Origin of the sequence: Pseudomonas sp. NPDC078416 (assembly GCF_050268485.1) — a bacterium.
Taxonomy (GTDB): domain Bacteria; phylum Pseudomonadota; class Gammaproteobacteria; order Pseudomonadales; family Pseudomonadaceae; genus Aquipseudomonas.
On record NZ_JBNNGV010000004.1, the window covers coordinates 115,519 to 138,272 of the forward strand.

The window sequence follows — 22,754 nt, forward strand, 5'->3', positions numbered from 1 at the left end:
CGGTCGGAGCTCCGTGGATACGGCAAATGAGTTTAATCGCGCTTGGGTCGGCTCTTGGAAGACAGACTGGGGACTGCCTGACAATCATCACTCAACCAACGGCACAATCCGCTGCAAAGTCCCAGCGCCCGCAACCTTCGGATACCCTTCGATCTCATACACGCAATGTTCAATCACGCGAACCCCTTGCGCCTGCAGATTCCTGACTAAGGCCATCCCCCTCATTTCCCCACCAGAGCCGCAGACATCAGAGCCGCGTTGAGCAGCGGTAAACACCAACACCGGAGGCAGCGCGACCCCAATCGCTTCATTCGGACTCAACGCAAAGCCCGCAGCCCAGGAGTACCCCGCAAACTCGTCGGCTTTTATCGTCCGATACATCTGTGATTGCAGCACAAAAAGCTCGCTTGGCTTAACGCTCACTACGCGAATCAGGGCGTCATCCTGGCGCCGGAAGCCGCGCGGCGATAGTCGTATCAGATCCCCCTTTTTGGGTACTCTCGTGTCTGCTGGAACCGAGCTATACCGTCGGTTGAGTAGAAGTGAAATCTCTGGGCAATCACACACAACTGCAATGCGCTGAACATCCTCTGCATCGATCCGCGTCTCAATCCCGGCGATCTCTCTAAAGCACTGCTGGATCGGCAGAGCGCCTTGCCGGCGCACGCGAACATCGACTGTCTGGAAGTAGCGAGACATCTGGTCAACGGCTGCATTCACGAAGCCGACACTCTTAGTAAGCTCTTGGCGGAGCAAGAGGCGGTCAAGGCGGCGAGGAAGAAATACCGATATGTGGAAGTCGTTTCAGTCAAATCTTTGTAGTCGAAGTATCCCGTAGCTGGCTTCGTAGATGCTCTGCGCCAGCTTCTATTCGGTAACTGCCTCTGGATTGTTGAAGATCTGTGCCTGCAGCAGACAACTGCTTGCGATCAGAAACCCCGGTCACAGCTCATACGGTCACAAGCAGCCGCCCGCCATTGCCCGATTGCAGCTCAGCCAACGATCGAGCGGCGGGTTGCCGCTATTGCTCGACGCGACGAATCAGGAAATTTTGATCACCACTTTCCCGCCTGCGAACAGATCCGCTATCGAGTATCACCTGTCTTGGGAGCGGGCTAATGCTATGCGAGCATGGGAATAGGCAGATGAAAACTCGGACTGGTCTCTAGTTCCGCTGGTCATGCTCTCGTTGAAAGCTGTGAAGATGCGCAGACCCTCTCCCGGCTCAATGGTCTCCAGCTTTGCACATTGCACTCCCAAGCTCCTGATGGCTTGTATTTCAAGCGCTTCATCCATCCTTGGGCCGTGATGGGCCTCGACCAGTCGCCGGTATATACACCAAGCTTTATTTGCTGAAGACTGGGTCAAGTCTCCCATCAAAGCGGCGGTGATAATCAGGAGAGTGATCGTTTCGAGCCCATGCCCAGGAGCATCCTTCTTCATCGCGGCCTTGACATACCACTGTCGCATCAACGCGGCTAAAGCGACGTCTGAAAGTGACTGCTCACCTATAAGGGCACGTAGCACTGCCGCTGCGTGTTGCAGTGCCTGTTCATAGGGGGAGGCATAGTCCCAAAGTGCGGAGATCACAGATACAAACCCAGGTGCGGCATCAAGTATTTCTACACCCTGACTCACTCCTCTCGCAGAGAGCAGCGCAGGGGGGAGGAGGAGCACAATATCCGGGAGGCGTACAACCACCCCGACTCGCCATTCGCACAACTGGGCAATTTTTTGGGCTTTCGCAGTAGGGGTGAGCTGGCCAACCTCTACCAATGCGGCCAAGACATCAAGGGTGCAGATCCCATCAACATCTGACTCTCCGGCGCAAAAAACACGGAAAGCCTGGTCGTCCGAATAGAGCCTGAACCGATCGGATTCTGTGGCGCATATTTCCACTATTTGAGCATTGCCCCTGCCAATTGTCGCCAACGGCAAGGTATGGCGCATTGTTTCTTGCGCAGATGGCTGTAAAACTGAACCAAGATAGGGTTGTAGGGCTTTCTGAAGCCCCAGGCATTTTTCCCTATAAGGGCTACCGAAGAGAGGATTGGTGAATTCCGCGAGCTCCTCCATAGTGGCCTTGGCGATGCCAATCCTCCCGAAGAACCCTATCGCTTCCTCAATAAGACCCAGGTCGTAAAGTACCAGCAATGCTGTCCAATCCAGCAACGGCACCCGCTGACGCAGGGATTCTGCATCTGGCGGCTGCCAGCCAAGATCGCTTTGCATGACCAGGTGGTATTGTCGATCATCGCGGCTCGATACCTTTGCGATCTCCCAGAGGTGCAAGACATCGCAGACCGAGGACAGCACCAATCGAGGCCGCCAAGTGAACGGCACGACTTTGAAGCCTTGTTTCAGGCCATATTCCAGCCGCCTTTGAAAGGCCTCGCGATCTGGGGTTATGCCGGCTAGAGCTTTTAGGCTCTCCATCATTTCTGTGGCTGAGGAGTCTTCTCGAATTTCCCCTCGTCTCAGCATTCGAGAATCGGGAAACCTCTTGAAGAATGCATCGGCGCGAGTTCGGAACTGTTCCCGATCGCTGGCAAGATCGATTTCTGATCCTCCTGCCAGCGAGGAGCTCAGGTGCATCATCAAATAGGTGCCTTCCTGTGCTTCGATACTCTGATCGACCAGGTCACCCGCCCGTAGGGCTAGTTGAATGAGCCTATCGCTTGCAGGCTCAGCGAACTGTATGAGCGTGAAGAGCAGCTTTATGCACTCCAATTGCTCCTTTTGGTTTTTTGCGCTTTCCAGCACTCGTTCGGCTGCTTCGATCGCATCACTGACGTAGCCACATCGGGTGGCTATGGTCACGTAAGTATTCAGAGCCAGTTGATCACTGGATCCACTGGCAACGAGAGCGAGTAAGCGATCACGCGCTTGTTCAGTCTCTCCCATATAGTCGAGTGCTAACGCCTCGAAGGCACCCATCCGATCTCCAGGGTCAACTCGAACCTTGTTGCTCTGACACAGCTCCAGTAATCCCGGCCAATCGTCGAGCGTTACCAACGCGAGTCCCAGACGTGCAGCCATCGTCGGCGACAACAACAGGTGCTCAGTAATCTGTTTCGAAAGACGCACACAGATCGATGCGTGCCCATGGTCGGTAGGGTCAAGCTCGTGAAATAGGGTAAGTGCGAGGCTCAGAGGCTGTTCGAGTTCTTCATACCTTGTTAGCAAGGCGTTGAGCGCTTCATCTTTTGACAGTCTACTGATGTCCAGCTTCAGGTAGAACTGCGCGAGCGCCGCTTGGTCTCTGAGGTCAGGGTGCGATTCGAGGATGTCCATCCACTGTTTTACCAGGCCAGGCTGAATCGACTTGTGCGCTGAAAGACATGCAGCAATTGTGGCCGGCCCAAATAGTGGATGGCTACGATCCAGGGATTCCATGTACGAGGCAAAGCTTTGCCAGCAAGCCCTGAATTTTCCAGTCTCGTAGAGCAGCAAGGTGTTCCAGATACGTTTATCTGGTGAGTCAGGCAGGCGATCGTTCGCCGATAGCGCAAGTTCAAAATTAGACAGCTGGCCTGCGATAGCTCTCAGCGCCTCATGGATATTGGGTAAGCGAGGGCGCGTCCTCGTAGCATCAATAAGATCTGGAAGTATTGACTCTGCTCTGCCGAGGGCCGATGCAGTTGCAGCCCATATGTCAGCCAAGTGCTCAATGTTTGAATCCCATCCGACAGCTTTCAGGGCCAATACGGCCTCAGTTATTGCCGACCAAGCGTCCTCCAGCTTTTGTAATTCCACACCAGGCAGCCCGGCAGGAGGTATGAAATATCGCCATTCAGTGCTGGCAGTGGCTACCGCAAGTGAGAATTTCGCACGGGCGCGAAAGAGTAGGAGCAACTGGCGAGTTTCATGTGATGCGCTGCAAGCCGCTAGGCCAGCTTCGCAATCGGTCAATGTGTCTTCTAGTTCCCCAGCCAGCCAATGCGCAAAGGCGCTGGTGAAAGATTTTTGAGGCTCTGGCAGGCGGGCGGCAGTCTCCAGCGCCAGGTCGTAATTTCCTTGAACTGCATAGAGCCGGGATCGAGTCGCTACTATTGCTGGATCATCTCCTTCGAGCAGGTCGTGCAGTTCGGATAGCGATTCTTTATTGTGGTCGAATCTAACGCGAACCTCTGCCTCCACCCTAGCGGCAAGATACTTGGGCAGGGGATTTGCCTGATACGCTTTCTGGTAAGCCGAAATCGCCGCCTGATCGCCCCCTGTTTCAACCTGCCAATTTCCGCGTAGGCACCAGTATTCCGCGAGCTCAAGTGCCTTTGAGTTTTCGAGTTTGGACTCTGCTTGGTCGAGCTGAGCCAATGCTTGTTCCAACGCATTGACCCGCAGGTCGGCCCTAGCCTGAGTTAAATTCCAAGCCAGCGTGTCGCGTGCGGGGTTGACCCAATATTCCACCGTGGGGCCTGCAAGCGCATCCATCAATGCTGGCCTCGTTGCAACATTCTCAATTACGCCTTGAACCAAAAGCAGACGATCGTCCGCCTGCATTTCCGGATGCACATGCTCCGCGCGTAGAGCGAGGGTATGACCTGCGTGGGAAAGCTCGTTTTGGTAACGAATATCTTTTGAGAGGTCTGTTGTTCTCTTTAGTCGATTCGTTATCGGAGCTCTGAGGGTAACGGACTTCTGATCGACCGGTAGATCTTCAATTTTGATGCGACGCAGTTCATCGCTGAGCCACGCATAGTAGAGTGGGCAATCAACAGGATCCTCGTCGACCGAAAGGTCGCAAATCACCAACAATACGGGTTCAACGCCCCGAGCGTAATACCGAACAGTCGTCGCTTTAAGAGCTACTGAAATGTATTCCCCATCCGCCGAAATGATGGGGGAGCGAGTACCTTTCAGCTGGATACGGAAAATATCTGTCGCCTGCTGGTTCGGCGTTGTTTGAACCTGAAAGTCATAGCCATAATCGTCAGTCCCTTCCAGACTTTGCAGTCGCCAGTCCTGCGGATGGCGGGCCATGAGGCAACGCGTTGCATCGGCATTGATATCGTGCTGAATTCCCGTCCCAGGTAAAGGCCCTTCAACTGGCATACTGCTTCCTCTGCAACGTCTGAATGACGCTCTGATGATAAAGGAAATGCGAGCATACAGTGACCGACTTCAGCCGTCCGCCTACTCCCCGCCGGACAGGATTGAACTACTGAAGTCAGCAAGGTTGATGAAGTCCTTTCCGCCCGCGCGATTCAAGAGAAACCCGTGTATGCCGACAGCCTTAGGCCCGTCCCGGTCGCATCTTTCCGAGTCCCCGACCATGAGAACGCTGTTGTCACCGACATAGTCGGTGGTATCTACTCCGAGCAACTCACAGGTTGCTCGATAGAGGAACGGCTCAGGCTTCATCGCCCCGACGGCAAAGCTAAACCCATAAGCATCCACCGTTGGGTAAAAGCGTCGAACTGGAGCTCCGTAGGGGGCAGCTAGGTTCGATGCGATCGCTATTTTGATGCCCTCGGCCTGCAACCGTTCCACTGCACGTAGGCCATCATCGAACGCTTCGATTGCACTCAGGTCTGCGTCAAGGTCACCTTGGATGTCGGCCATGTGTGCAGGCTGAATTTTGATTCCAAAAAGCTCTGCCGCATCGGTGAGGCTCAAATTACGGGTGAGGATGTGACGCAGGTCATCCGGTTTGGGACTGCGGCCTTGGCGGATGCCTTCCTTGAGGATTGGCGATAGGGGTGCCGGCCATGGGGAATCTGGAGGAGGGTGCCAAAGGCGTCGAAGAGGATGTATTTGATGGGCATCTGGGCGCTTGTGTCGAAGGCAGGGCCAACAACCCCGCGATGCTGGCAGGATATCTTGGATCAGGCATAGCTGGTGGGCGCCGCGCTGGTTAAAGTGATTTCTGCGAGGCGCCCAGCGGGGTCAACGGCTATCTTGGCGCAACGGCTGGGGCCTATACGGGGGAGCTTCGTTGTTTTAGCTTTCGATTACTTTTTGAAGAGACTAACCCATCCGATGATCTCATCCAGTTGGCGATTATCCAACTGGCCGCAACTCGCGTAGATCGCTGCAGCGACGTAACCTTGCTGTCGCTCTGTTGAGGAACCGATACCCTGCTCGCCACGCATCCCTTGCTGGCCGTCATCGGTCAGCACGCGGTCATTAGTAGTTGTTACAAGCTGACTTGCCTGAACTTTCATGGTTTGTTCTCCTGCGCGCTGTGAGGGCCCGAAAGGCCTTTTCTACCTCTTGGGCTTTGGCATGTGACTGGGGTACCGCCGCATGGGAAAAGGGCATTATGTAAGACGCCCTGCGGGGGCATTCGCCATCTGGGCATCGTGGCTGGGCCATGTGATCAGATGCAGCCGTGGCCCAAGAATTTCGTTATTTTTTTTGCGTTTTCTCGCTGCGGGCGCTCGCAGGATCAGTGTCACTCAGAACCGTATGATGCTCTGTCGTGTACTGGTAACGGTGCCCCATCCGCGTTGCGATCTGCTCAAATGACGATGGCGCAGAGCCTTTGATCACCGACTTGAGGATGGCCGCGTTTCTCAGACTTCGTGGGCTGCGCTGCGGGGGCGCGAGTTGAGCACCCTTTTGCCACGAGCGAAAAATCTGCAAGAGCTCATGGGCGGACATTGGTGTCGAGGGATCCTTTTTAGACGGAAACAGGTAATCCCCCGGAGCTAGTCCCGCCGAGTCGATGTATTTCCCAATCGCGTCTGCTCTCGCTACGACTGGTCGACTTTTGCTATTCAAAATCTTGAACTGGTACGAGCTGGGTTCAAAATCGCGGACATGGGGTACCTGACTGCTGAGGATGTCATTTGCTCGCAGCCCTGACTCCAACAGAAAAAAAATACTCTGGTCGCGCAGACTGCTTGTGCGTTTGACAACCTGCCTTAGTGCTTCAATCTCCTTCTGGCTAATCGAGTTCTCCGGGCGCTCGAAAGAGGTGGGTATTTCCATTCTTATCATTGGAGCTGTGTACATCGGAGTTGTCTTTGCAGGGCAGGTGAGATTCACTGGGCAGACTTGACCTAGTGTCGGGTCGAGCTTTAACGGCTTGGTGATTAGCGATGATGTGGCGCTTGAACCCGCCATTTTGAAGGCGGTCAAGGCTGTCAACGGAAGCGTTTCTACGAAAGCTTCCAGGCCGCTAAGAGTGACGGATTTCTCATTGGCGGATTGGAGAGCGGACGCAAGTGCAGCCACAATCCCAGCGCGCGCGTCGCTTTCAGAAGGTGTCGGCGTTTCAGGAGGGCAGTTTAGGGACGAACTTCTGAGCTCGTAATAGTCCAGATACCCCAAGCCTTTAGAAAGGATTTCGTTGGCTAGCGTTTGCTGGATCGAGGACTGAACTGGCCACCTGTTTTTGAGGCTTTTGGCTAGCTTCTTGAAGGCTGCATTGGGCAGCAAATCTTGGGCATAGATCGGAACGCGCATGGCAATTCTCCAATACGTCAGGGTGTCGGCTTTCCGCTGACTATCGTCGAAGTGCGTGCGAAAAGAAGGGAGAAACACCTGATGCGCAAAGGCTTTGCTGACCGACCGCTCGATTCAGATAGATCGAAGCTCGACGGTATCACGCTGCTAAAGCTTCATCAACCTCCCGAACTGACACTGCGCTGATGCTGTGGCAACGGGGAGGCATTTACTTGCAATAGTAGCTTTGGCGTGAGGCCAGGAAAGCGGTCTTTCCTCTGGGGCGTGTCAGTAATAGGATACGGACGTGTTAGTTTCTGGCAGCTAAGGACAGCGACGTGATCAAGAATCTCATACTGCGTGGCGTATCGAGCTACTCGCCCGAGCTCAACTCCCAGGTCGGCCCACTCACGAAAGTGAACATGTTCTATGGGCACAATGGCACGGGCAAAACCACCATTGGGAACTACCTCCAAGACCCTGCTGATTTGCTGTATCACCAATGCCAGACTCAGCCTGCTTCAGCGGAGCGTGAGGTGTTGGTGTACAACCATACCTTCATGGAGGCCAACTTCCAGGCCAGTTCGCAGGCCGGCATCTTCACGCTCAATGAAGGCAATATCGAGGCAGAGAAAGAGCTGGAGGCTGCCGAGCTGGCCCTCAAGCAGGTGTTGACTGAACATCAGGCCGAGGTGGCGGCAGGGAACGCGTTTGGCGACTCTCAGAAAGCCAACAAAGCGGACATGCTGGATCAGCTATGGGCCCTCAAAAAACCTTTCGAAACCGGCCCTCTCCGGTATTGCCTCGTTGGGCCCAATACCAAAGAGCGCCTCGGCGACAAACTACGTGATATTGCGCTTGTGACATCGAGTGAGGATTTCACCGCGTTGGCAACTGAGGCGGAGCAGTTGCAGTCTGCGGGAGATACCGAGCTCCCTGCGATACCTACTCTCAGATTTGCAGAAAGCGAGGTTGAAACCAGCCCCCTGCTTTCCGAAGTTATTTCCGGATCCGGCGACTCGTACCTTTCCGCATTGATTACTGATCTGGGTAACTCGGACTGGGTCAAGCATGCCCTTGAGTTTCACGAACGGGAGCAGTGTCCGTTTTGCCAGCAAACCCTGCCAGCTGGTTTCTACGATGAAATCCGGAAGGTGTTCGACAAAACGTACGAGCAGCGGGTCTCTCAGTTGAAAGCTCTGAAAAACCGATACGACGGCGGTGTCGCTCGATTGAAAAGCCAGTTCCAACGTGCGGAGTATCGAGCCCCTGAGTACCAGGCACTCCTGGCAAGGCTGGACGCATTATTCACCCAAAACATTCAAGGTTTGGCTGCCAAATTGGCGAGTCCATCCATGATCGTCGCGCTGGAGGCTACTGGAGCCGTTCTCGGCGAAATCAATGCGTTGATCGCGGAAGATCAGCTGAAAATTGATGCCTTCAATCTGAAGGTAAAAGACAAGAAAACCCATCTGGAGAACATCAAAACACGTTTCTGGAACTGCTTTCGGGCGAGCTGCGACCAGGTCATCACGTCCGCGAGAAAGGTACATAGCGAGCTTGGTGTCAAAAAGGAAGCGAAGCGGAAGCTGGCTGACGAGATCCGCATAAAGGCTCAGGTTCACCGGGATGCCATTGCTCTGAGCAAAGCCAAGATCACGAATATCGACCAGTCCATCGACAGCATCAACATGTCGTTGGCTGTGCTCGGGCTCAAGGGCTTTCTGGTTGTCAGGGAGGAGGGTGAGCTTCCTCGTTACAAGCTGCAAAGACCCGACCAGCAGGCTGACGTGTTCAAGACGCTCAGTGAGGGAGAGAAGACGCTGATCTCCTTCCTCTATTTCCTGGAAGTCTGTAACGGCGAGCTCGATGAAAAGGGTGGCAAGCTGAAAAGTGAGCGGATCATTGTCATCGACGATCCCATCTCAAGCCTTTCTCATAACTACATCTATGATATCGCCTCCATGATCCACCGGCGAGTCCTCAGCCCGAAAGAGCGTTTTAAGCAGGTTTTTATCCTCACCCACAACCTGTTCTTCTTTCACGAGATGCTTAATCACCTCAAAAAGTCTGACGAGTTCTCGTTATTCCGGATCACCAAGGCAGCACACAGCGTCATCACGCCCATGAAGGCCACTGACGTACAGAATGACTATCAATCATTTTGGCAGGCCATCAAAGATGCCCAAGCGGGGCGTACCTCCGCTACCGTCATTCCGAATATGATGCGAAACATCCTGGAATATTACTTCACGTTCGTACACCGCCTGGACAAACTTCAAGCGGCGCTGGCCACACTAGCGGATGAGGATGCTGATTTCAAAGCCCTGTATCGATACGTCAATCGTGAGTCACACGCCGATGCGGTCAACATTACTGATTTTGGTGAGATTGAGCCGGCGCATTACCTGGAGCGATTCAGGCAGGTATTCGTAAAAACAGGGTTTGAAGAGCACTATGAGAAGATGATGGGGGAGCAAACCTGAGTCGACTGTCGTGGTAAGATTTGCCGCAACAGTTAACGCGTCAGCCATGGCAACTGCAAGCCTGTTTATTCTACAGCCTGTTACATTGAAATTAACCACGCAAGGAGGGGGTAGGGTTATGTACAATTTTCTAGTGACTTCTCGCGAGGGAGCTTGGGAAAGTCTCGGCTACGAGTATGATAAGAGTCGTTTTTTGGAGTATACGAACGATGATATTGCTGCAAGTTTCAAGGAGCTGAAAGAGCCTCAGCTAAAAGCATTGATGGAGCTCCCTTGTCTCTTTGCGTACGAGGGCACTCGCCACACTATGAGGGTGGGGATGCTTGAGGTGAAACTTCGCAACAACGGCAAAATTTTATTCGTTCGCCCCATCATGGATGATCGGATTGCACCCATTGATTTTGAACAAATCAAACCCCTGCAAGCCGCTCTTGATATCCGCGATTGGGAAATCAACCGCACGCACTGGGCAGTTAAAAACGAGGATCTGCTCGATGTTCTCTGCCAAGTAGGTCTCATACCAGACGGGGTGGTGGGCTCGAAAGTAACTAAGGAGGATCTCCCGGCCACCTTGCCTCCGGAAACTAACGCTGACAGCGTTGGAGCTTTCATTGAGCATGTTTTTCGACTAGACCATGGCCGTCGCGAGGTTTTTTATCGGGGGCACTCCAATAGCAAAAAGTATCGGTTGGAACCCTCAATTTTTCGCAGGGATCAGGATGGTAACTTCGTCTACCGAGATGCTGAGGATAGGATGTATCGGGAGCTTCTGGTTTCCAATTCCCTGGATTTCAGTGGCGACATTTATACCCTGGATCGCTTGGTGCGGATGCAACATTATTCGTTACCGACACGATTGCTTGATATCACATCGAACCCACTGATCGGTTTGTATTTCTGCTGCAAGAGCCACTTAGATGATCCTGGAGAGGTCATCGTGCTCTCCATGGATTCTGAGTATATAAAGTACTTCGATTCAGATACGGCAAGTTGTATTGCTAACCTGTCTCGTTTGTCAAAAGGCGTCAGGGACTCAATCACATTCGATTCTGAAGACGTCGGTGGTTTTAACGATCAGCGAGCACTGAAGCAGTTGCTTCATTTCATTAAGGAAGAAAAACCATTCTTTGAGCCCCGCCTGGAGCCTGGGCATCTTCGCTCCGTGTTGTGCGTCAAAGGTAAACACACCAATAGCAGGATCTCATTTCAGTCAGGAGCTTTCCTTTTGTTCGGTGATGAGGCGGTCTTAGATGAGGAAGGAACTCCAGATATTACTCTTCATCGTATAGCGGTGACGAATAAACGAAATATTTTGAGAGAGCTTGATCGGTTGAATATAAACGAGAGCACCGTGTTTCCTTATATAGAAAGCTCAGCGAAGTACATTGCCCAAAAGTTTGCCTTCCAAGCCAGTGAATGAAGAGACAAGTGCACTTCTTCTATGCGCTTGATGCCGTTGCTGGCGGGGGAGAGCTGGTGCTCGCCACCTGGTTGCAATCGGTTAGGGGAGGCGATCGATCGCTGCACCGTAATCAAATTTTACGGTTGATCCGGACACGAGGACTGCTTCGAGTTGAAGCTTGGATGCGTCCTTGACGATGCGAAATTCGCTCACTTCCCCTGCTTGGCGGGTGAGTTTCCAGATCAACCTGAGCTTCTCGGTGGCCATGCGCACCTCTATCGCGCCTTGGGAGGACTTGGACAAGAAAGCATTGAGCTTGCTCTTCAGCTCAAACCTAGAGTCGTATGGGTAGGGGCCAAGGGTGAAGGGGCCGTCCCCGATAATTCGATCAAACTCGATTTTTGGCTTCATATGTAATGCTTGGATTTCGCGATGCTCCCGCCAGCGGTTCCAAGCCTTGATACCCCTGGCAGTGCAGTGTTCGATCCAGCGTGTCTCTGCCTCCAATGAGGCTTGTTCAGACTCGCAGTTTTCCACGACTTTGAATGCTGGGGTCATCCCGTCATCAAGTATCTGGGCAATTTTGGCTGCCGCACGCTTGCAGTCGTGTTTGGCTTTCCCAAGATGGCCACGCTGTCGGCCTTCGAAGTCGCCTGTCTGCCCCACGTAGAAGGGCTCCTCCGTCACGGGATCAATGATCAGGTAGACGACATAATGCTTGGCAACCACGCCTTCCAAGATCGACTGTTGAGGGACGACGGTCGGCTGTTGCTCCGACGCTTGCGTGCTGAAGTGAAGAACCGGTGAGTGGTTCGAACCTGGCGTGGGGGTGTTCTGGCGGTACCACTCCTCAGCGAGCGCGAGCGTTGCGAATGACTGGTGTCTCGCGTCCGGAAAGCGGTCAATCGACAAGCGAGCTCCACCTTCCCAGCTATTGAAAATCCCGATTTTCCGTCCGTGGACGACAGCGTAGAACTTCGGTTTCTTGGCCATCCTGTGCAACCTCCCTGAATGACTTACTCGACCTGAGGATCAGATCTGTAAACCTTGTAAGCCATTCAGGCACTAACCCCATGTTCGATAGCGCAAGAAGCGTCAAGGCGTCGTCGATAGGGACATCCCTGGGCGTTTGGGGCTCTAGGCCTGTCTTTCCATCCAGAAAATGGTCGCTTCAATTGCTTCCATCACGCGTAGCTTCAGTCCGCCGGTCATCTTAACGATTTCAAATTGATGAGCTGCCTGAGCCTCAAGCCAAGCTGGGTCGAGACGCTCCTGCAAACTCGCTATGCCGCCAGGACTATTCACGAAAGGGCTGATCGGCCAGGTATTGAGTTCCTCGGCCAGCAGGCGGATTTTGTCCGTTAACACCAGCCAGTCCAAGGCGTGTCCAGGAGAGATTGAAGCGGCCATGCTCAGTGCGTGATGAAAGTCCGGAAGCCTGGAGTGAGCAGTTTCCATCGCAGATTTGAGACTAATGATGTTCTTCTGCTCAAGCATCCCGCTTTTCAATAGCTTCAGGTTCTCTACGTCCAGCACCGCACTGTCGACGGAAGTGATGGGCGTCTCATGACCGAAAACACTGGATCTCTCGTAAGCATGGATGACTGAAGCGGCGATGAGATTAAGCGGATGGAGTGTCAGCGTCTCTCTGCGATTCTTGGGCACAAGCTCAACGATTACGTAGAAAATATACGCTGAGAAAAGCCCTACAAGCAGGTCGCTGGAAACGCTTGCTGTGGCATCAGCACGCAAAAAGGCAGGAACCCGACCGCCCTCCAGGAAAGGCCACAAGTCCAGCTTAAGGTTAATCAGGACGATGAGCGCCAACACCATCAGTGCCGCGCCAAGCAACCATTTCTCCCGCGTTTCCCGCCAAATCCACATACACTTACCTCCGTGAATGCCCGCTAGCTTAGCCGCAGGGAGGCGCTTTGACATCAAATGAGCTTGGTGTGTCAATCAACTGCTGAGCTTACCGCTGAAACTCTGGATCCGTCGTTGCGTTCTGTCTGTTCCAGCCGCATTCCTTGGTGCTCGTAAAGGAAGGCTGGAAGGCCGATGCCGAAAGCGCCGATAGCGTTCTGATCAAGGATCGCGTTTGTTACGAATTCGAGCATGGCAGCATCAGTTCGCTGGCCTGCGTCCATCGCGGCGGCGAATGCGTCGTTGGCCTCTTTCTCAAAGAATTCACGCATGCCGATGACTGCGACCTTGCCCTCAGGTATCTCCGCCATCTGAGCAACAGCTGGTATGGAGTCAGCATTGCTCCCGTCTCCATCGTCAGGCCCTGGCACGATGTCGTATTGATAGATGTGGTACTTGCTCGTAAGCGGGCAGCGCACGCTCAGGACGAATTCGGCTTGATAAGCGGTGAAGTTCTTTTTCATTCCCTTGTGCTCGCTAGCGCGGTCAAGTACAGCTTGAATCGAGTGCTGAACTACGCCAGCAATGAACGCGGCGCTCAGCAAATAATTGGGCCCATAGTCGCTGCGCTTGAACATATCGCCGTCGCAGTGCTGACCGATGAATTTATGCCTCTCGCATGGCATGGCCAGCTGGTATTTGTCGTCACGATAGGTCGGTTTCAACTCTCCCAGGTGGTTACGGATCGAGTTCATGATGTGCTGGGAAACAAGAGTGCTTCCTGCAAACGCGATAGCACAGCCGTCTTCATAGATGAACCCGTGATAGCCGTTGAACCAATTGCCAAGCAGGTTTACACCGTTCACGCGAATGGGAATCTCGTAGACTTTCTTGTAACCATTGACTAGCACCTCGCCTTTCTGAGTGATGCTACTGTCAGAGGCAAAGAACGTTCCTCGGCCATGAACGCTCTTGATACCTTCAAAGTCCAATTGTTCCAGCGTGTGACCAGCCACAATCAGCGTCATGCATGTGCTCCCGGAAATTGATCAGCATACCGAGAGCATGGGGGCTTTGACATCAAATCAAGCGGCGACGTACTCAGTTGCCAGCCTGTCAGCGTCCTCCTGGGAGAAGTCATTCTGGAGCACGCCACGGCGTTTCAGCTCGGCCAGGTACTCGAACTGTGACAGATCGCCGTTCGCACGAGTCGTGGCTAGGGCCTTGCATCGAGTATGTCCCTGACAGCCTTATCTGCCACGGGATCCGGCAGGTGAAGTACGACACGGATGGCCAGGCGCTACCGGAGGACAAACGGTCATTGCAGGACTATATGCGTCCGCTGTCGACAAGCATGCAGGCAATGCGGATGGAAGGGGGCTTCTGATCCAACTGCGGTCTTTGGTCTCGCCTGGTCTTGTTTGGTTTGGTTTGCATTCGGATTCGGGGTTAGAGAGAGCCCTCAGCCTCTCGGGCTCAGTCTTGTTGTTGCGGCATCTCAGTGTCGAAGCAACCGTAGGAAGGCGTCTACTGTGCGTTCGACAATCTGCTCAATCTCATCGCGGGCAAGCGGGTCACTGTTACCTTTGACCTGCTTCCAGAGGATCCGACCGTCAAGCATCTCCATGAAATCGCGGGCAGCAGCCTCGGGCTCTTGAACTGCCAGGACACCTCGGCGTTTCAGCTCGGCGAGGTAGTCGCTGACAACGGTCATCGCCGGCGCCTGGATAACCTCGTCAAAGCGGTTTGCAAGCATGGGGAACCGTCGACCCTCCATTATCACCATGCGCAGGAAGTCTGCGGCGGTCGGGCCTGACCAGAAGCACGCGAAATCGGTCGCGATCTGTGTGAGGCCGCTTCGAGGGTCGGCCAACGCGCGCTCATCCGTTGCCACATTCATAACAGGGAAGGCCTTCCACATCCGCTCTGCCACCGCCACGAAGAGGGACTCCTTGCCTTCGGGGAAGCGGTTGTACAGAGTCTGGCGGGTCACCGCTGCGGCTTTAGCGATCTCCTCCATACTGGCACCTTCGCACCCGTGCTCGATGAACATTCGACCCGCAGCGGCGAGAATCCTGACCGGGCGTGATGCGCTTTCGCCAGGATTGAGCAGGTCTTCGACGGGGGAGTGGCTGGCTGCATTCATATTGGTTACCTGTAGCAGAATAGGTTTAGTGTTACTGAAAGAGCTGCAATACGCCACCCATGTTTTATCTAATTAACTTGACTGGGGTGTAAAGTAAAGCTGCTTTGGTTGTGCGGGTGGTGAGTAGGTTTAGTTGCTGTTGGAATATTTGAACATTTGCGTGAGGTTGGTTTATTAGGTCGCGCTGATGGGGATAAGGAAAGTTGTTTGGTTTTTTGAAATATCGGGATTGGCCTTTGCTCTGATCATGTCTTTTTTTTGAGCCGGCTTGTCGATGATTCCGGGTCGTGATTGTCTGTGGTTATGGGATCGTGTTGGCCGGCCAGCTCAAAGGGGGTGTAGTTGGATGGGTACCCGAAGAAGGCAGAGTTTTTTCAGATAGGTACCGACGTCTTCCGGTTGAGGAATTATCATCGGTTTATTCTTTAATTGGGGTTTTGAAAATGGATGCTAACACTCGTGCTGCTGTCGAACTGTGTGAAGACGTACTGCGTGGAGACTATCAATACAACGCTGAGCACAGGATCTTGGGCAGTACCAATCGTCTCATCGAAAGCCTGCTGGGGCGTAGCCATGAGCTTGCCGATGCTTACGTCGAGCTTCGTGATGGATTGTCTGCTGATTCGGAGGCTTTAAAGTATTTCTTTGAGATGTACACCACGGCAGTCACCTCCTGGAGTCCTCAGAAAATAAAAAAGGCACGGGAGGATAAGGAGGAGCTGACTGAACTGAATGTGCGCATTGCAAAGGTTTCAGAAATGCTATCTGAGTTGCTTTCGCGCCGGACGGAAGTTAAAGAGAGATCGAGTTTTACTTGTGATACCTACTACCACATTGTCGACGTGGTGGAAGGGGCTTCTGAGGAGAATGGGCTTTTTAGCTCTTATTTGAAGGGGAAATTAGAAGGCCTGGCCTATCAGTATGACCTGAAATACTGGGCGGCCATTAGTGCGGTGGTGGCGCAAATCGGTTTTGACGCGGCTAATGCGGTCACAGTCGCACGCGACTCTACGGCAATTGCGGCTACTGAAGCTCGTCGCCCTGGATTGGCTGACTTTCTGAAAGCCTTTGAGGCGACGCTTGATAAAAATAGAGTGGAGAATAACGGACTTATCCCCGATGAGTTTTCACTGTCGGATAGTTCCATGGCCTCATTGGTCAACTGTGGGATCGGGTTGCGAGTTGAGGACTTAGTTGATGCTAGCTTTGTGAAACGCTACCGCCAACGTGAGCGTGATCGCACGAAGAGGGAGAGGCCGGTGTCGGGCGACTGAGCTTCTAATTGGCTACTGCGTGCTTGCGGGGGGAGAGGGTTTTCTGGATCAGGAGGGGTGTCCGCTAACTCCCTTTCTGAATTTAGTTTTTGGCTCGGCTCGGCTTGGCTTGGCTCGGTTCGATTTGGGTTGGCCTGAGGGTAGCGAGGGATGGCTCTAAGACATGGCGTCGGAGCGAGTCTTTGAGGATGTATTGAAGGGGAGCTGGCCAGGTAGCTAGCGATAAAGTCATCCTTGTGGACAGCGTCGACGGTGCACCAGATTTTGGTAACTCTTGGTGACTCTCGGGTAGGATTTGAAGGCTAGACGGAGATGCTTTGATAGCTCTTCAGGGCTTGGTGGGATCGTCTGGAATGCCCGGATTTACTGGCTTTGAGATGGAGCGGGTAGAGGGAATCGAACCCTCAACTAAAGCTTGGGAAGCTTTCGTTTTACCACTAAACTATACCCGCTTTTGAATCGACGCCTTTGGCGCGGCTGACTTTGTACCAGATGCCGCGTGTTAATTGAAGCGTTATATGCCGCACCGATCCACTGCCATCTCGCTCACCCCTGATTCGCCGTCCACTGGCACTCATCAGAGTTCGCAACAGACCCATTCCTTCCCCGTGTGCTGCCCTTTCATTTCCCGTTCCAGTCACATCGAAAACGCCTGTTGAGACTGAACCGTTCTGTAGTGAACGCGGCGGGGTTCGGGTGCGGGCGTCAGGAATGCATGCAGTGCGCTTTTCGATGCCAGGCATGCCGCCTTGTTCTCCATGTCCAGAAAGTGCCCGGCCTCCTGAAGGGTGCTGAAGTGGCAGTCGCGGATGTAGTGGGCGAAGTGCCGGGCGTCGGCCGCCGAGGTGTATTCGTCCCATGCGCCGTTCATGAACAGCACCGGCACGTTGATGCGCTTGGCCGCTTTCATCTGAGGGTGATTGCTCGCGTCCAGCACATGGTTGATGTGGTGGTGCATCTGCGCGTACTCGTGCAAATCCAGGGAGCTGACGTGCTTGTGGTTGTAGCGCTTGAACAGCGAGGGCAGGTGTTTGCCCAACGTGCTGTTGAGCAACTCCCCGACCCCGTGGCCGTTGCAAGTGCCAAAGTGCTGCAGGCCGCGCTCGAGGTAATCGCGCAGCGGGTCGCTGATGACGGGGGAGAACGAGCTGATCACGGCCTTTTCGATACGCTTGGGCCGGTGCGCCAGGGCGACCAGCGCCGCCGCACCACCCCATGAGAACGACAGCAGCAGTTCAGCGTTGAAATGGTCAATGAGCTCAAGCAGCAACTGTCCTTCCAGCTCTTTGGTCAGGGGGCGTTCATGGACATTGTGGGGTTTTGATTTGCCTGCGTAAGGCGGGTCGTACAGCACGACGTTGAATTGCGGATGAAGGTTGCGCACGCTCTGAGCGAAGGAGGTGGTCGTGGCCAGCGAGCCGTTGACCAGAATGATGGTCTTCTCGGCGGCGTCCGCACGATAGAGCTCCGTGTAAACCCGGAACTGGCCCTGTATGTCCAGCACAGCGATTTCTGGCTTCATCTCCATGTCTCCTGACGAAAAAACGGGGTGCGCAGAGACACGTTGCACAGGTTTCGTGACAGGTAGGCCATTTGACGCAGGTTTCAGATCAACTCGATTTCATCGGCACTCAGTGCTCTGTACTGTCCGGGTTCCAGCGCGGAGTCGAGCCTCAGTGGCCCCATGCTTTCCCGGTGCAGGCGGGTCACCTTGTTGTCGAAGTGGCCGAACATGCGCTTGACCTGGTGGTAACGCCCTTCGACGATGCTCAACCGGGCGCGATGACTGTCGAGAATCGTCAGCTCGGCGGGCTGTGTCGTCAGGTCTTCAAACGCGAAATAAAACCCTTCGGCGAACTTCTCGATGTAATGCGCGCTGATGTCGTCTTCGGTTTCGACGTAGTAGACCTTCGCCAGTTTGGTGGTCGGCTGCGTCAGCCGGCGCGACCACTGGCCATCGTTGGTGATGAGCATCAGCCCGGAAGTGTTGAAATCCAGGCGGCCGGCGATGTGCAGATCGTCCTTGTCGGGTTCATCCAGCAGGTCGAGCACGGTAGGGTGCTGCGGATCGACGGTCGCGCTGACGCAGCCCTGGGGTTTGTGCAGCATGAAATACCGGGCGGGTTTGCCGAGCTGGAGGACTTCGTCGTCGATCCGCACCTGACTGAATTCGCGCACCTCATGCAGCGGGTCTTTTACCGGCAACCCGTCGACCTGCACGCGGCCTGCGATTAGCGCCAGTCGTACATCTTTGCGGCTGAAGCGCGGCAGGTTGCTGAGGAAACGGTCAAGACGCATCGCGACGCTTCGCCTCAACGCCTGCGCATTGCGGGCAAAGACACGCCTGTCCACGCACCGCTTCGGGCAATGCTGCCAATACCTCAGGGTCGATAGCGACGGTAAAACACCAGCAGGCTTGATCCACTGTGCGCGGATCAGCCAGGGTGCAGCGATTACTGGCGCCGCAAACAGGGCAGATGCGGGTGTCGATGATGTGAGTGTCCATGGACGGCGTTGCCTTCAAGTGTCGCGGGTGATGGACGCGCTGCCTTGCGCTGAACAGCACCTGTCTTGCGGGCTGATCCGGTTTGCGCGGGATTGTAACGTCGCCAATGCTAGCGCGCGGCCCTGTCTCGCGCCATGAGCCTGTGATCTCGGGCAACGCGGCTACGGGGTGATCGGCGACGGGCCCTTGGGTGCCACAAAAGAGGGGGAGCGCCCCAGCAGTGATCCCACGGCAGGGCAGCGGCAATGCACCAGCAGGATCTTGTCGTAATGAATCCCTTGCCGATGCAATTCCCCGAATAGGTCCTGCAGGGTCGGATTGGTCATGCCGAACCGGTTGCGCACGGTCAGCACATCCATGGGCGTTGCAGGGAGCGGGCTGGGCAACGGCGGCTGATGACTGTTGCGCACGATCTGGCTGATGTCCCGATAACTCTCATAGCGCTCGCTCTGAAATTTCGCCAGGGTGTAGTTCTTGATGCGCCCCGGCAGCGAGGTGCCGGCCATCAGCGTGTCCCGGGCGATCAGGTCAGGAAAGGGCCCGACACCCGGGCCGGGCAGCGTCTGTGTACTGTTCAGCATCGCGTAGGGCCTTACCGACTGGCTGGCGATACGGTGCAGCATCGGGTCAACCAGTTCATGACCGTGGGGCGCGAAAGTTCGCAGTTCGGTGCCATTGGGAATGGCCGTCGTGCGCGTCCACGGCAGGTAATACCCATGGCTGCTGACGACCAGGGTGCGGGCCTGGCTCCGGTCCGATGTCCACAGCAGAAACTTGCGCCCCAGCTTCCACACCTGAACCGCTGAGGTGCCGAATTCGGCGTTGCCCGCCACGCTCCACGTCTTCATCAGTGCAGTCCCGTTGAAAAACGGCTTGATCAGCGTTTTGCGCGGCTGAGTCGCACGCCGCAGCCAGTCGCCAAAACGACGGACAGGCGGAGCAGAATGGTCTCGCGCAAGCCCCTGTCGAAGCCCCTGTTGCAGCCCCCGCCCAAACCCTCGGCTCAGGGCAGCAGTCGGCGCTGCCAGTTTGCTGAACGCCTGGAACAGACGTGGGGTAGCCGGCGCCAGGTGCAACAGCCCCAGGGACAGGATGGCGAACATCACCTGGCGCCGTTCCTCCTGGCGGTCGCCGGGAAGGATGGCGGCCTGAATCCCCAGCGCAACGCTGGCCGCGCTGGCCGTCAGCGCGGCCAAGGAGGCGGCCGGTAGCACCAGCGCTATCGGTGCCAACAGCAGTTGCAGACGATTGAGGTGTTGAATCCAGGCGCCGAGGGACTGCTCGCGGTCGGTCACGATGCTGTCCTCGGCGTCGTACTGGCTGTTAAGCCGCAGGCCCTCACAGATGAATCCCATGGGCGAGCCGGACACCTCATGCTCGCACAGCTGATGCTGTCGGGCGGCATGGGTGTCCGGGTTGTACAGCGGCTCGGTCCAGGGGCGCAGGATCGAAACCGGTTCGGACGGCGCACGAACGCCGCCCCACAGTTCGAGGATGTAGCTGAGCCTGCCGTGAAAACGGCGCGGCATGTAACTGAGCACTGTCTCGCGCCATGCCGGGTTGGCGGCTGCGGCCTTGAAATGGCTGATCAGTTGCTGACGATTACTGAATGGCACGAAGGGCGTGGGCTGTCCGGCCTGATAAAGCACGCCGCCTTCCTGGTCTGGAGCGCTGATCATCAGCAAGCCGACGCAGGGAGGACAGTCAGCGCCCAGTGGCAGGCCGTTGCCCACATAAAAGCCTGCTGCGCGCCAGCGTGTGGCTGCTGTCACGGGACGCGGCGTTTCCGGCAGATGACCCCGCTGAACCTGCTCCACGGCATCGATGACCCTTCCGAAACTGTCCACGTCAAGATCGCCGGTCTTGAGGGCCAGCAGCGCCTGGCTGACGAACGTCGACCAGAGCGAACGCTCGATATCAGCGCGTTGCTGCTGCCAGAACGGGTCGAGTCGGCGCTGCATGAGGTCGAGAAAGTCGATGCCCTGAATGTACGCCTCGACGCTGGCCGCGCTGATATTCAGCTCCGCCTCGGGCGACCACGTCCCATCGCCGCTCGGGTCTGCATAGACGACCCAGCGACCGCCTTCATCGTCGTACCCCTGAGGCTGATGTGCCCTGAACCGGCGCATGAGTGCCTGACCCAGGGTGACGGGCGTTTCATCCGGCGTGACGATCACGTTCGCCGCGGCAATCCGCGCATGACCCCAGGGCGTCCTCGATGCGCCGGGCAGGTAGCGGACGAACACCCGCTGCGGGTCTGTGATCAGGGCATGCGTTTGCTTCAACGGGACCCGATTGAACCGGGGAGACATCTGCCTGAGCCACTGGCCCATGAGCCGGTTCGCCACCCCGAGAGGCGTAGGGATTCGCGCCAGCAACGGCTCATGGTGATGCCAGTGATCAAGGGCGCTGACCAATGCCATCGCGGGTTCGATGGGCATCAGTGCTGCATGGTCGTCGTCGATGAGTGCCTCTGGTAATTCAACCGCGTCGCTGCCGGTCAGTCGCGCGGCCCAGAACTGTTGCTGGGCGGCACGCAGTTGAGTGAACACGTCGTTTGAAGGGTCCGCCAGCGTGAGGGTGGTTTGCGCGCTCTCGAGGGTGAGATTGAGTCGATGCCAGGCCGATGCGTTGATCGCCTCCAGCACCTTGTCCGCCTTCCAGGGCGCGTCATCGCTGATGTACTCATGGCAGTGAGGCGCGCTGCCCAGCACATGGACATAGCAATGTCCCGTGGTGTTGGATCGTACATGGAAGATACCGGGGATGATCTCACCGTTCAGCGCCACTCCGCACACGATCGAGCGTGCCGGCGGCTTGATCGGCTGCAGGTCCTGAAGGTGTTGCGGGAAACGTTTGAGCCCTAGCGCATCCAGCGCCAACAGATGGCCCTCGTTATCGAGGCGCTTGCGCGAATGCAAACGGGTCACACCATCGAGAAACGCCAGCTTGGCGAGCATCTCCCAGGTGTCGCCGTGCTGCTCCCAGAACTGACGCTGCACCTGCTCATATTCCAGCGTCCATCGGGCCTTGATGAGCAGTTCGAAAAACACCGAGACGGTCAGGGCGGGCGTCGAGGCCGACAGCGGGCGATCAGGCTCGGCGCAGCGTCGAAGTGCGAGCAACGCGGGCGGGTTCAGCACTTCCCGGCCCAGCTCCCGCAATGTCAGGCGCCACTCGAAACGCTCCCGGCCATCGGCCTCCACGGCCGGCTCCAGCGCAGTGCTGAAGTGGATGTGCAGCTCATCGATGTCAATTGGGCCGCCAACGTGTGCCAGCAGTGTTTCCTCCAGCCTCTGGTCCAGATGACGGACGACCGAGGGCGGAAACGCCAGATCGAGCTGCCAGGCCTTCAGCACCCAGACTGATCCGTACAACAATTCGGCGACCGGGCTGGCGGCCTGACGCATCAAACGTTTGTGGTTGAGCGTGTGAGGTTCGGCGGGCGCGACGGCGACGGGCTCCAGGGTTTCTGCAGGGCGCACGTGCTCCGCGAATGGCGAAACGCTGAAAGCGCTGCCATCGGGGAGGTTGTCGTTGGAGGTCAGGTCAAGGCCGCTCGCGGGGTGGGAGCTGCTGTCGTTCATGGAAAATCGCGCCACGGGGAAAGGTGCCCACTATGGCGCGATGCCGGGTTGCAATGGCGTTAACTATGTATCGCGTATGCCACCGCGTTTTATGCCTG

The 22,754-nt window shown here is 55.6% G+C and carries 16 protein-coding genes and 1 tRNA gene; 3 read left to right on the plus strand and 14 right to left on the minus strand.

The window, feature by feature from the left end; all coding sequences use genetic code 11:
- Nucleotides 1–87 precede the first annotated feature (87 nt).
- The 5 genes from ACQKEN_RS07270 to ACQKEN_RS07290 form a co-directional block, all read right to left on the minus strand.
- Nucleotides 88–720: a hypothetical protein gene (locus tag ACQKEN_RS07270; protein ID WP_427684871.1), complete on the minus strand. Its 633-nt coding sequence runs from the start codon at nt 718–720 to the stop codon at nt 88–90.
- Nucleotides 721–1,095: 375 nt separating this feature from the next.
- The gene (locus ACQKEN_RS07275; RefSeq protein ID WP_427684734.1) at nt 1,096–5,055 is read right to left on the minus strand and encodes a DUF4365 domain-containing protein; all 3,960 of its coding nucleotides are present in this window, start codon (nt 5,053–5,055) and stop codon (nt 1,096–1,098) included.
- Nucleotides 5,056–5,136: 81 nt separating this feature from the next.
- Nucleotides 5,137–5,619 (minus strand): HAD family hydrolase, encoded by a 483-nt coding sequence (locus ACQKEN_RS07280; RefSeq protein WP_427684736.1) that lies wholly within the window; start codon nt 5,617–5,619, stop codon nt 5,137–5,139.
- 335 nt (nt 5,620–5,954) lie between these two features.
- Nucleotides 5,955–6,167, minus strand: a complete 213-nt coding sequence (locus tag ACQKEN_RS07285; RefSeq protein WP_427684738.1) for a hypothetical protein — start codon at nt 6,165–6,167, stop codon at nt 5,955–5,957.
- A gap of 184 nt (nt 6,168–6,351) precedes the next feature.
- On the minus strand, nt 6,352–7,413 hold the full coding sequence (locus tag ACQKEN_RS07290) for a tyrosine-type recombinase/integrase (RefSeq protein WP_427684740.1): 1,062 nt from the start codon (nt 7,411–7,413) through the stop codon (nt 6,352–6,354).
- A 317-nt stretch (nt 7,414–7,730) separates the two neighbouring features.
- Between ACQKEN_RS07290 and ACQKEN_RS07295 the strand changes: the two genes are divergently transcribed.
- On the plus strand, nt 7,731–9,878 hold the full coding sequence (locus ACQKEN_RS07295) for an AAA family ATPase (RefSeq protein ID WP_170040587.1): 2,148 nt from the start codon (nt 7,731–7,733) through the stop codon (nt 9,876–9,878).
- Between the two features lie 118 nt (nt 9,879–9,996).
- Nucleotides 9,997–11,298 carry an FRG domain-containing protein gene (locus ACQKEN_RS07300; RefSeq protein WP_427684742.1) on the plus strand — a complete coding sequence of 434 codons (1,302 nt, stop codon included), beginning with the start codon at nt 9,997–9,999 and terminating at the stop codon, nt 11,296–11,298.
- Nucleotides 11,299–11,379: 81 nt separating this feature from the next.
- Here ACQKEN_RS07300 and ACQKEN_RS07305 read toward each other — a convergent pair whose 3' ends face one another.
- From ACQKEN_RS07305 to ACQKEN_RS07320, 4 genes are all read right to left on the minus strand, one after another.
- The gene (locus ACQKEN_RS07305; RefSeq protein WP_427684744.1) at nt 11,380–12,273 is read right to left on the minus strand and encodes a viroplasmin family protein; all 894 of its coding nucleotides are present in this window, start codon (nt 12,271–12,273) and stop codon (nt 11,380–11,382) included.
- 144 nt (nt 12,274–12,417) lie between these two features.
- Nucleotides 12,418–13,164 carry a hypothetical protein gene (locus ACQKEN_RS07310; RefSeq protein WP_169867462.1) on the minus strand — a complete coding sequence of 249 codons (747 nt, stop codon included), beginning with the start codon at nt 13,162–13,164 and terminating at the stop codon, nt 12,418–12,420.
- A gap of 71 nt (nt 13,165–13,235) precedes the next feature.
- The gene (locus ACQKEN_RS07315) at nt 13,236–14,171 is read right to left on the minus strand and encodes a hypothetical protein (protein ID WP_169867463.1); all 936 of its coding nucleotides are present in this window, start codon (nt 14,169–14,171) and stop codon (nt 13,236–13,238) included.
- A gap of 470 nt (nt 14,172–14,641) precedes the next feature.
- The gene (locus tag ACQKEN_RS07320) at nt 14,642–15,289 is read right to left on the minus strand and encodes a TetR/AcrR family transcriptional regulator (RefSeq protein ID WP_427684746.1); all 648 of its coding nucleotides are present in this window, start codon (nt 15,287–15,289) and stop codon (nt 14,642–14,644) included.
- A 443-nt stretch (nt 15,290–15,732) separates the two neighbouring features.
- Between ACQKEN_RS07320 and ACQKEN_RS07325 the strand changes: the two genes are divergently transcribed.
- Entirely contained in the window at nt 15,733–16,563 is an 831-nt protein-coding gene (locus tag ACQKEN_RS07325; RefSeq protein WP_427684748.1) for a hypothetical protein, read from the plus strand.
- Nucleotides 16,564–16,941: 378 nt separating this feature from the next.
- Here ACQKEN_RS07325 and ACQKEN_RS07330 read toward each other — a convergent pair.
- The 5 genes from ACQKEN_RS07330 to ACQKEN_RS07350 form a co-directional block, all read right to left on the minus strand.
- Nucleotides 16,942–17,015: transfer RNA gene (locus tag ACQKEN_RS07330), tRNA-Gly, on the minus strand.
- A 185-nt stretch (nt 17,016–17,200) separates the two neighbouring features.
- Nucleotides 17,201–18,085, minus strand: coding sequence for an alpha/beta fold hydrolase (locus ACQKEN_RS07335; RefSeq protein WP_427684750.1), 885 nt, complete (start codon nt 18,083–18,085; stop codon nt 17,201–17,203).
- Nucleotides 18,086–18,168: 83 nt separating this feature from the next.
- A complete protein-coding gene (locus tag ACQKEN_RS07340; protein WP_427684752.1) occupies nt 18,169–18,861 on the minus strand; it encodes a pseudouridine synthase in 693 nt (230 codons plus the stop codon).
- Complete coding sequence (locus tag ACQKEN_RS07345) at nt 18,851–19,069, minus strand: cysteine-rich CWC family protein (protein WP_427684754.1); 219 nt, start codon at nt 19,067–19,069, stop codon at nt 18,851–18,853. Before ACQKEN_RS07345 ends, ACQKEN_RS07340 begins: the two co-directional genes overlap by 11 nt.
- Before the next feature lie 161 nt (nt 19,070–19,230).
- The gene (locus tag ACQKEN_RS07350) at nt 19,231–22,656 is read right to left on the minus strand and encodes a dermonecrotic toxin domain-containing protein (RefSeq protein WP_427684755.1); all 3,426 of its coding nucleotides are present in this window, start codon (nt 22,654–22,656) and stop codon (nt 19,231–19,233) included.
- Between the last annotated feature and the right edge of the window lie 98 nt (nt 22,657–22,754).

Coding starts and splice junctions, on each gene's coding strand:
- ACQKEN_RS07275 (WP_427684734.1), bottom strand. CDS start 5,055: ATGCCAGTTGAAGGGCCTTTACCTGGGACGGGAATTCAGCACGATATC.
- ACQKEN_RS07285 (WP_427684738.1), bottom strand. CDS start 6,167: ATGAAAGTTCAGGCAAGTCAGCTTGTAACAACTACTAATGACCGCGTG.
- ACQKEN_RS07290 (WP_427684740.1), bottom strand. CDS start 7,413: ATGCGCGTTCCGATCTATGCCCAAGATTTGCTGCCCAATGCAGCCTTC.
- ACQKEN_RS07300 (WP_427684742.1), top strand. CDS start 9,997: ATGTACAATTTTCTAGTGACTTCTCGCGAGGGAGCTTGGGAAAGTCTC.
- ACQKEN_RS07305 (WP_427684744.1), bottom strand. CDS start 12,273: ATGGCCAAGAAACCGAAGTTCTACGCTGTCGTCCACGGACGGAAAATC.
- ACQKEN_RS07310 (WP_169867462.1), bottom strand. CDS start 13,164: ATGTGGATTTGGCGGGAAACGCGGGAGAAATGGTTGCTTGGCGCGGCA.
- ACQKEN_RS07315 (WP_169867463.1), bottom strand. CDS start 14,171: ATGACGCTGATTGTGGCTGGTCACACGCTGGAACAATTGGACTTTGAA.
- ACQKEN_RS07320 (WP_427684746.1), bottom strand. CDS start 15,289: ATGAATGCAGCCAGCCACTCCCCCGTCGAAGACCTGCTCAATCCTGGC.
- ACQKEN_RS07325 (WP_427684748.1), top strand. CDS start 15,733: ATGGATGCTAACACTCGTGCTGCTGTCGAACTGTGTGAAGACGTACTG.
- ACQKEN_RS07335 (WP_427684750.1), bottom strand. CDS start 18,085: ATGAAGCCAGAAATCGCTGTGCTGGACATACAGGGCCAGTTCCGGGTT.
- ACQKEN_RS07340 (WP_427684752.1), bottom strand. CDS start 18,861: ATGCGTCTTGACCGTTTCCTCAGCAACCTGCCGCGCTTCAGCCGCAAA.
- ACQKEN_RS07345 (WP_427684754.1), bottom strand. CDS start 19,069: ATGGACACTCACATCATCGACACCCGCATCTGCCCTGTTTGCGGCGCC.
- ACQKEN_RS07350 (WP_427684755.1), bottom strand. CDS start 22,656: ATGAACGACAGCAGCTCCCACCCCGCGAGCGGCCTTGACCTGACCTCC.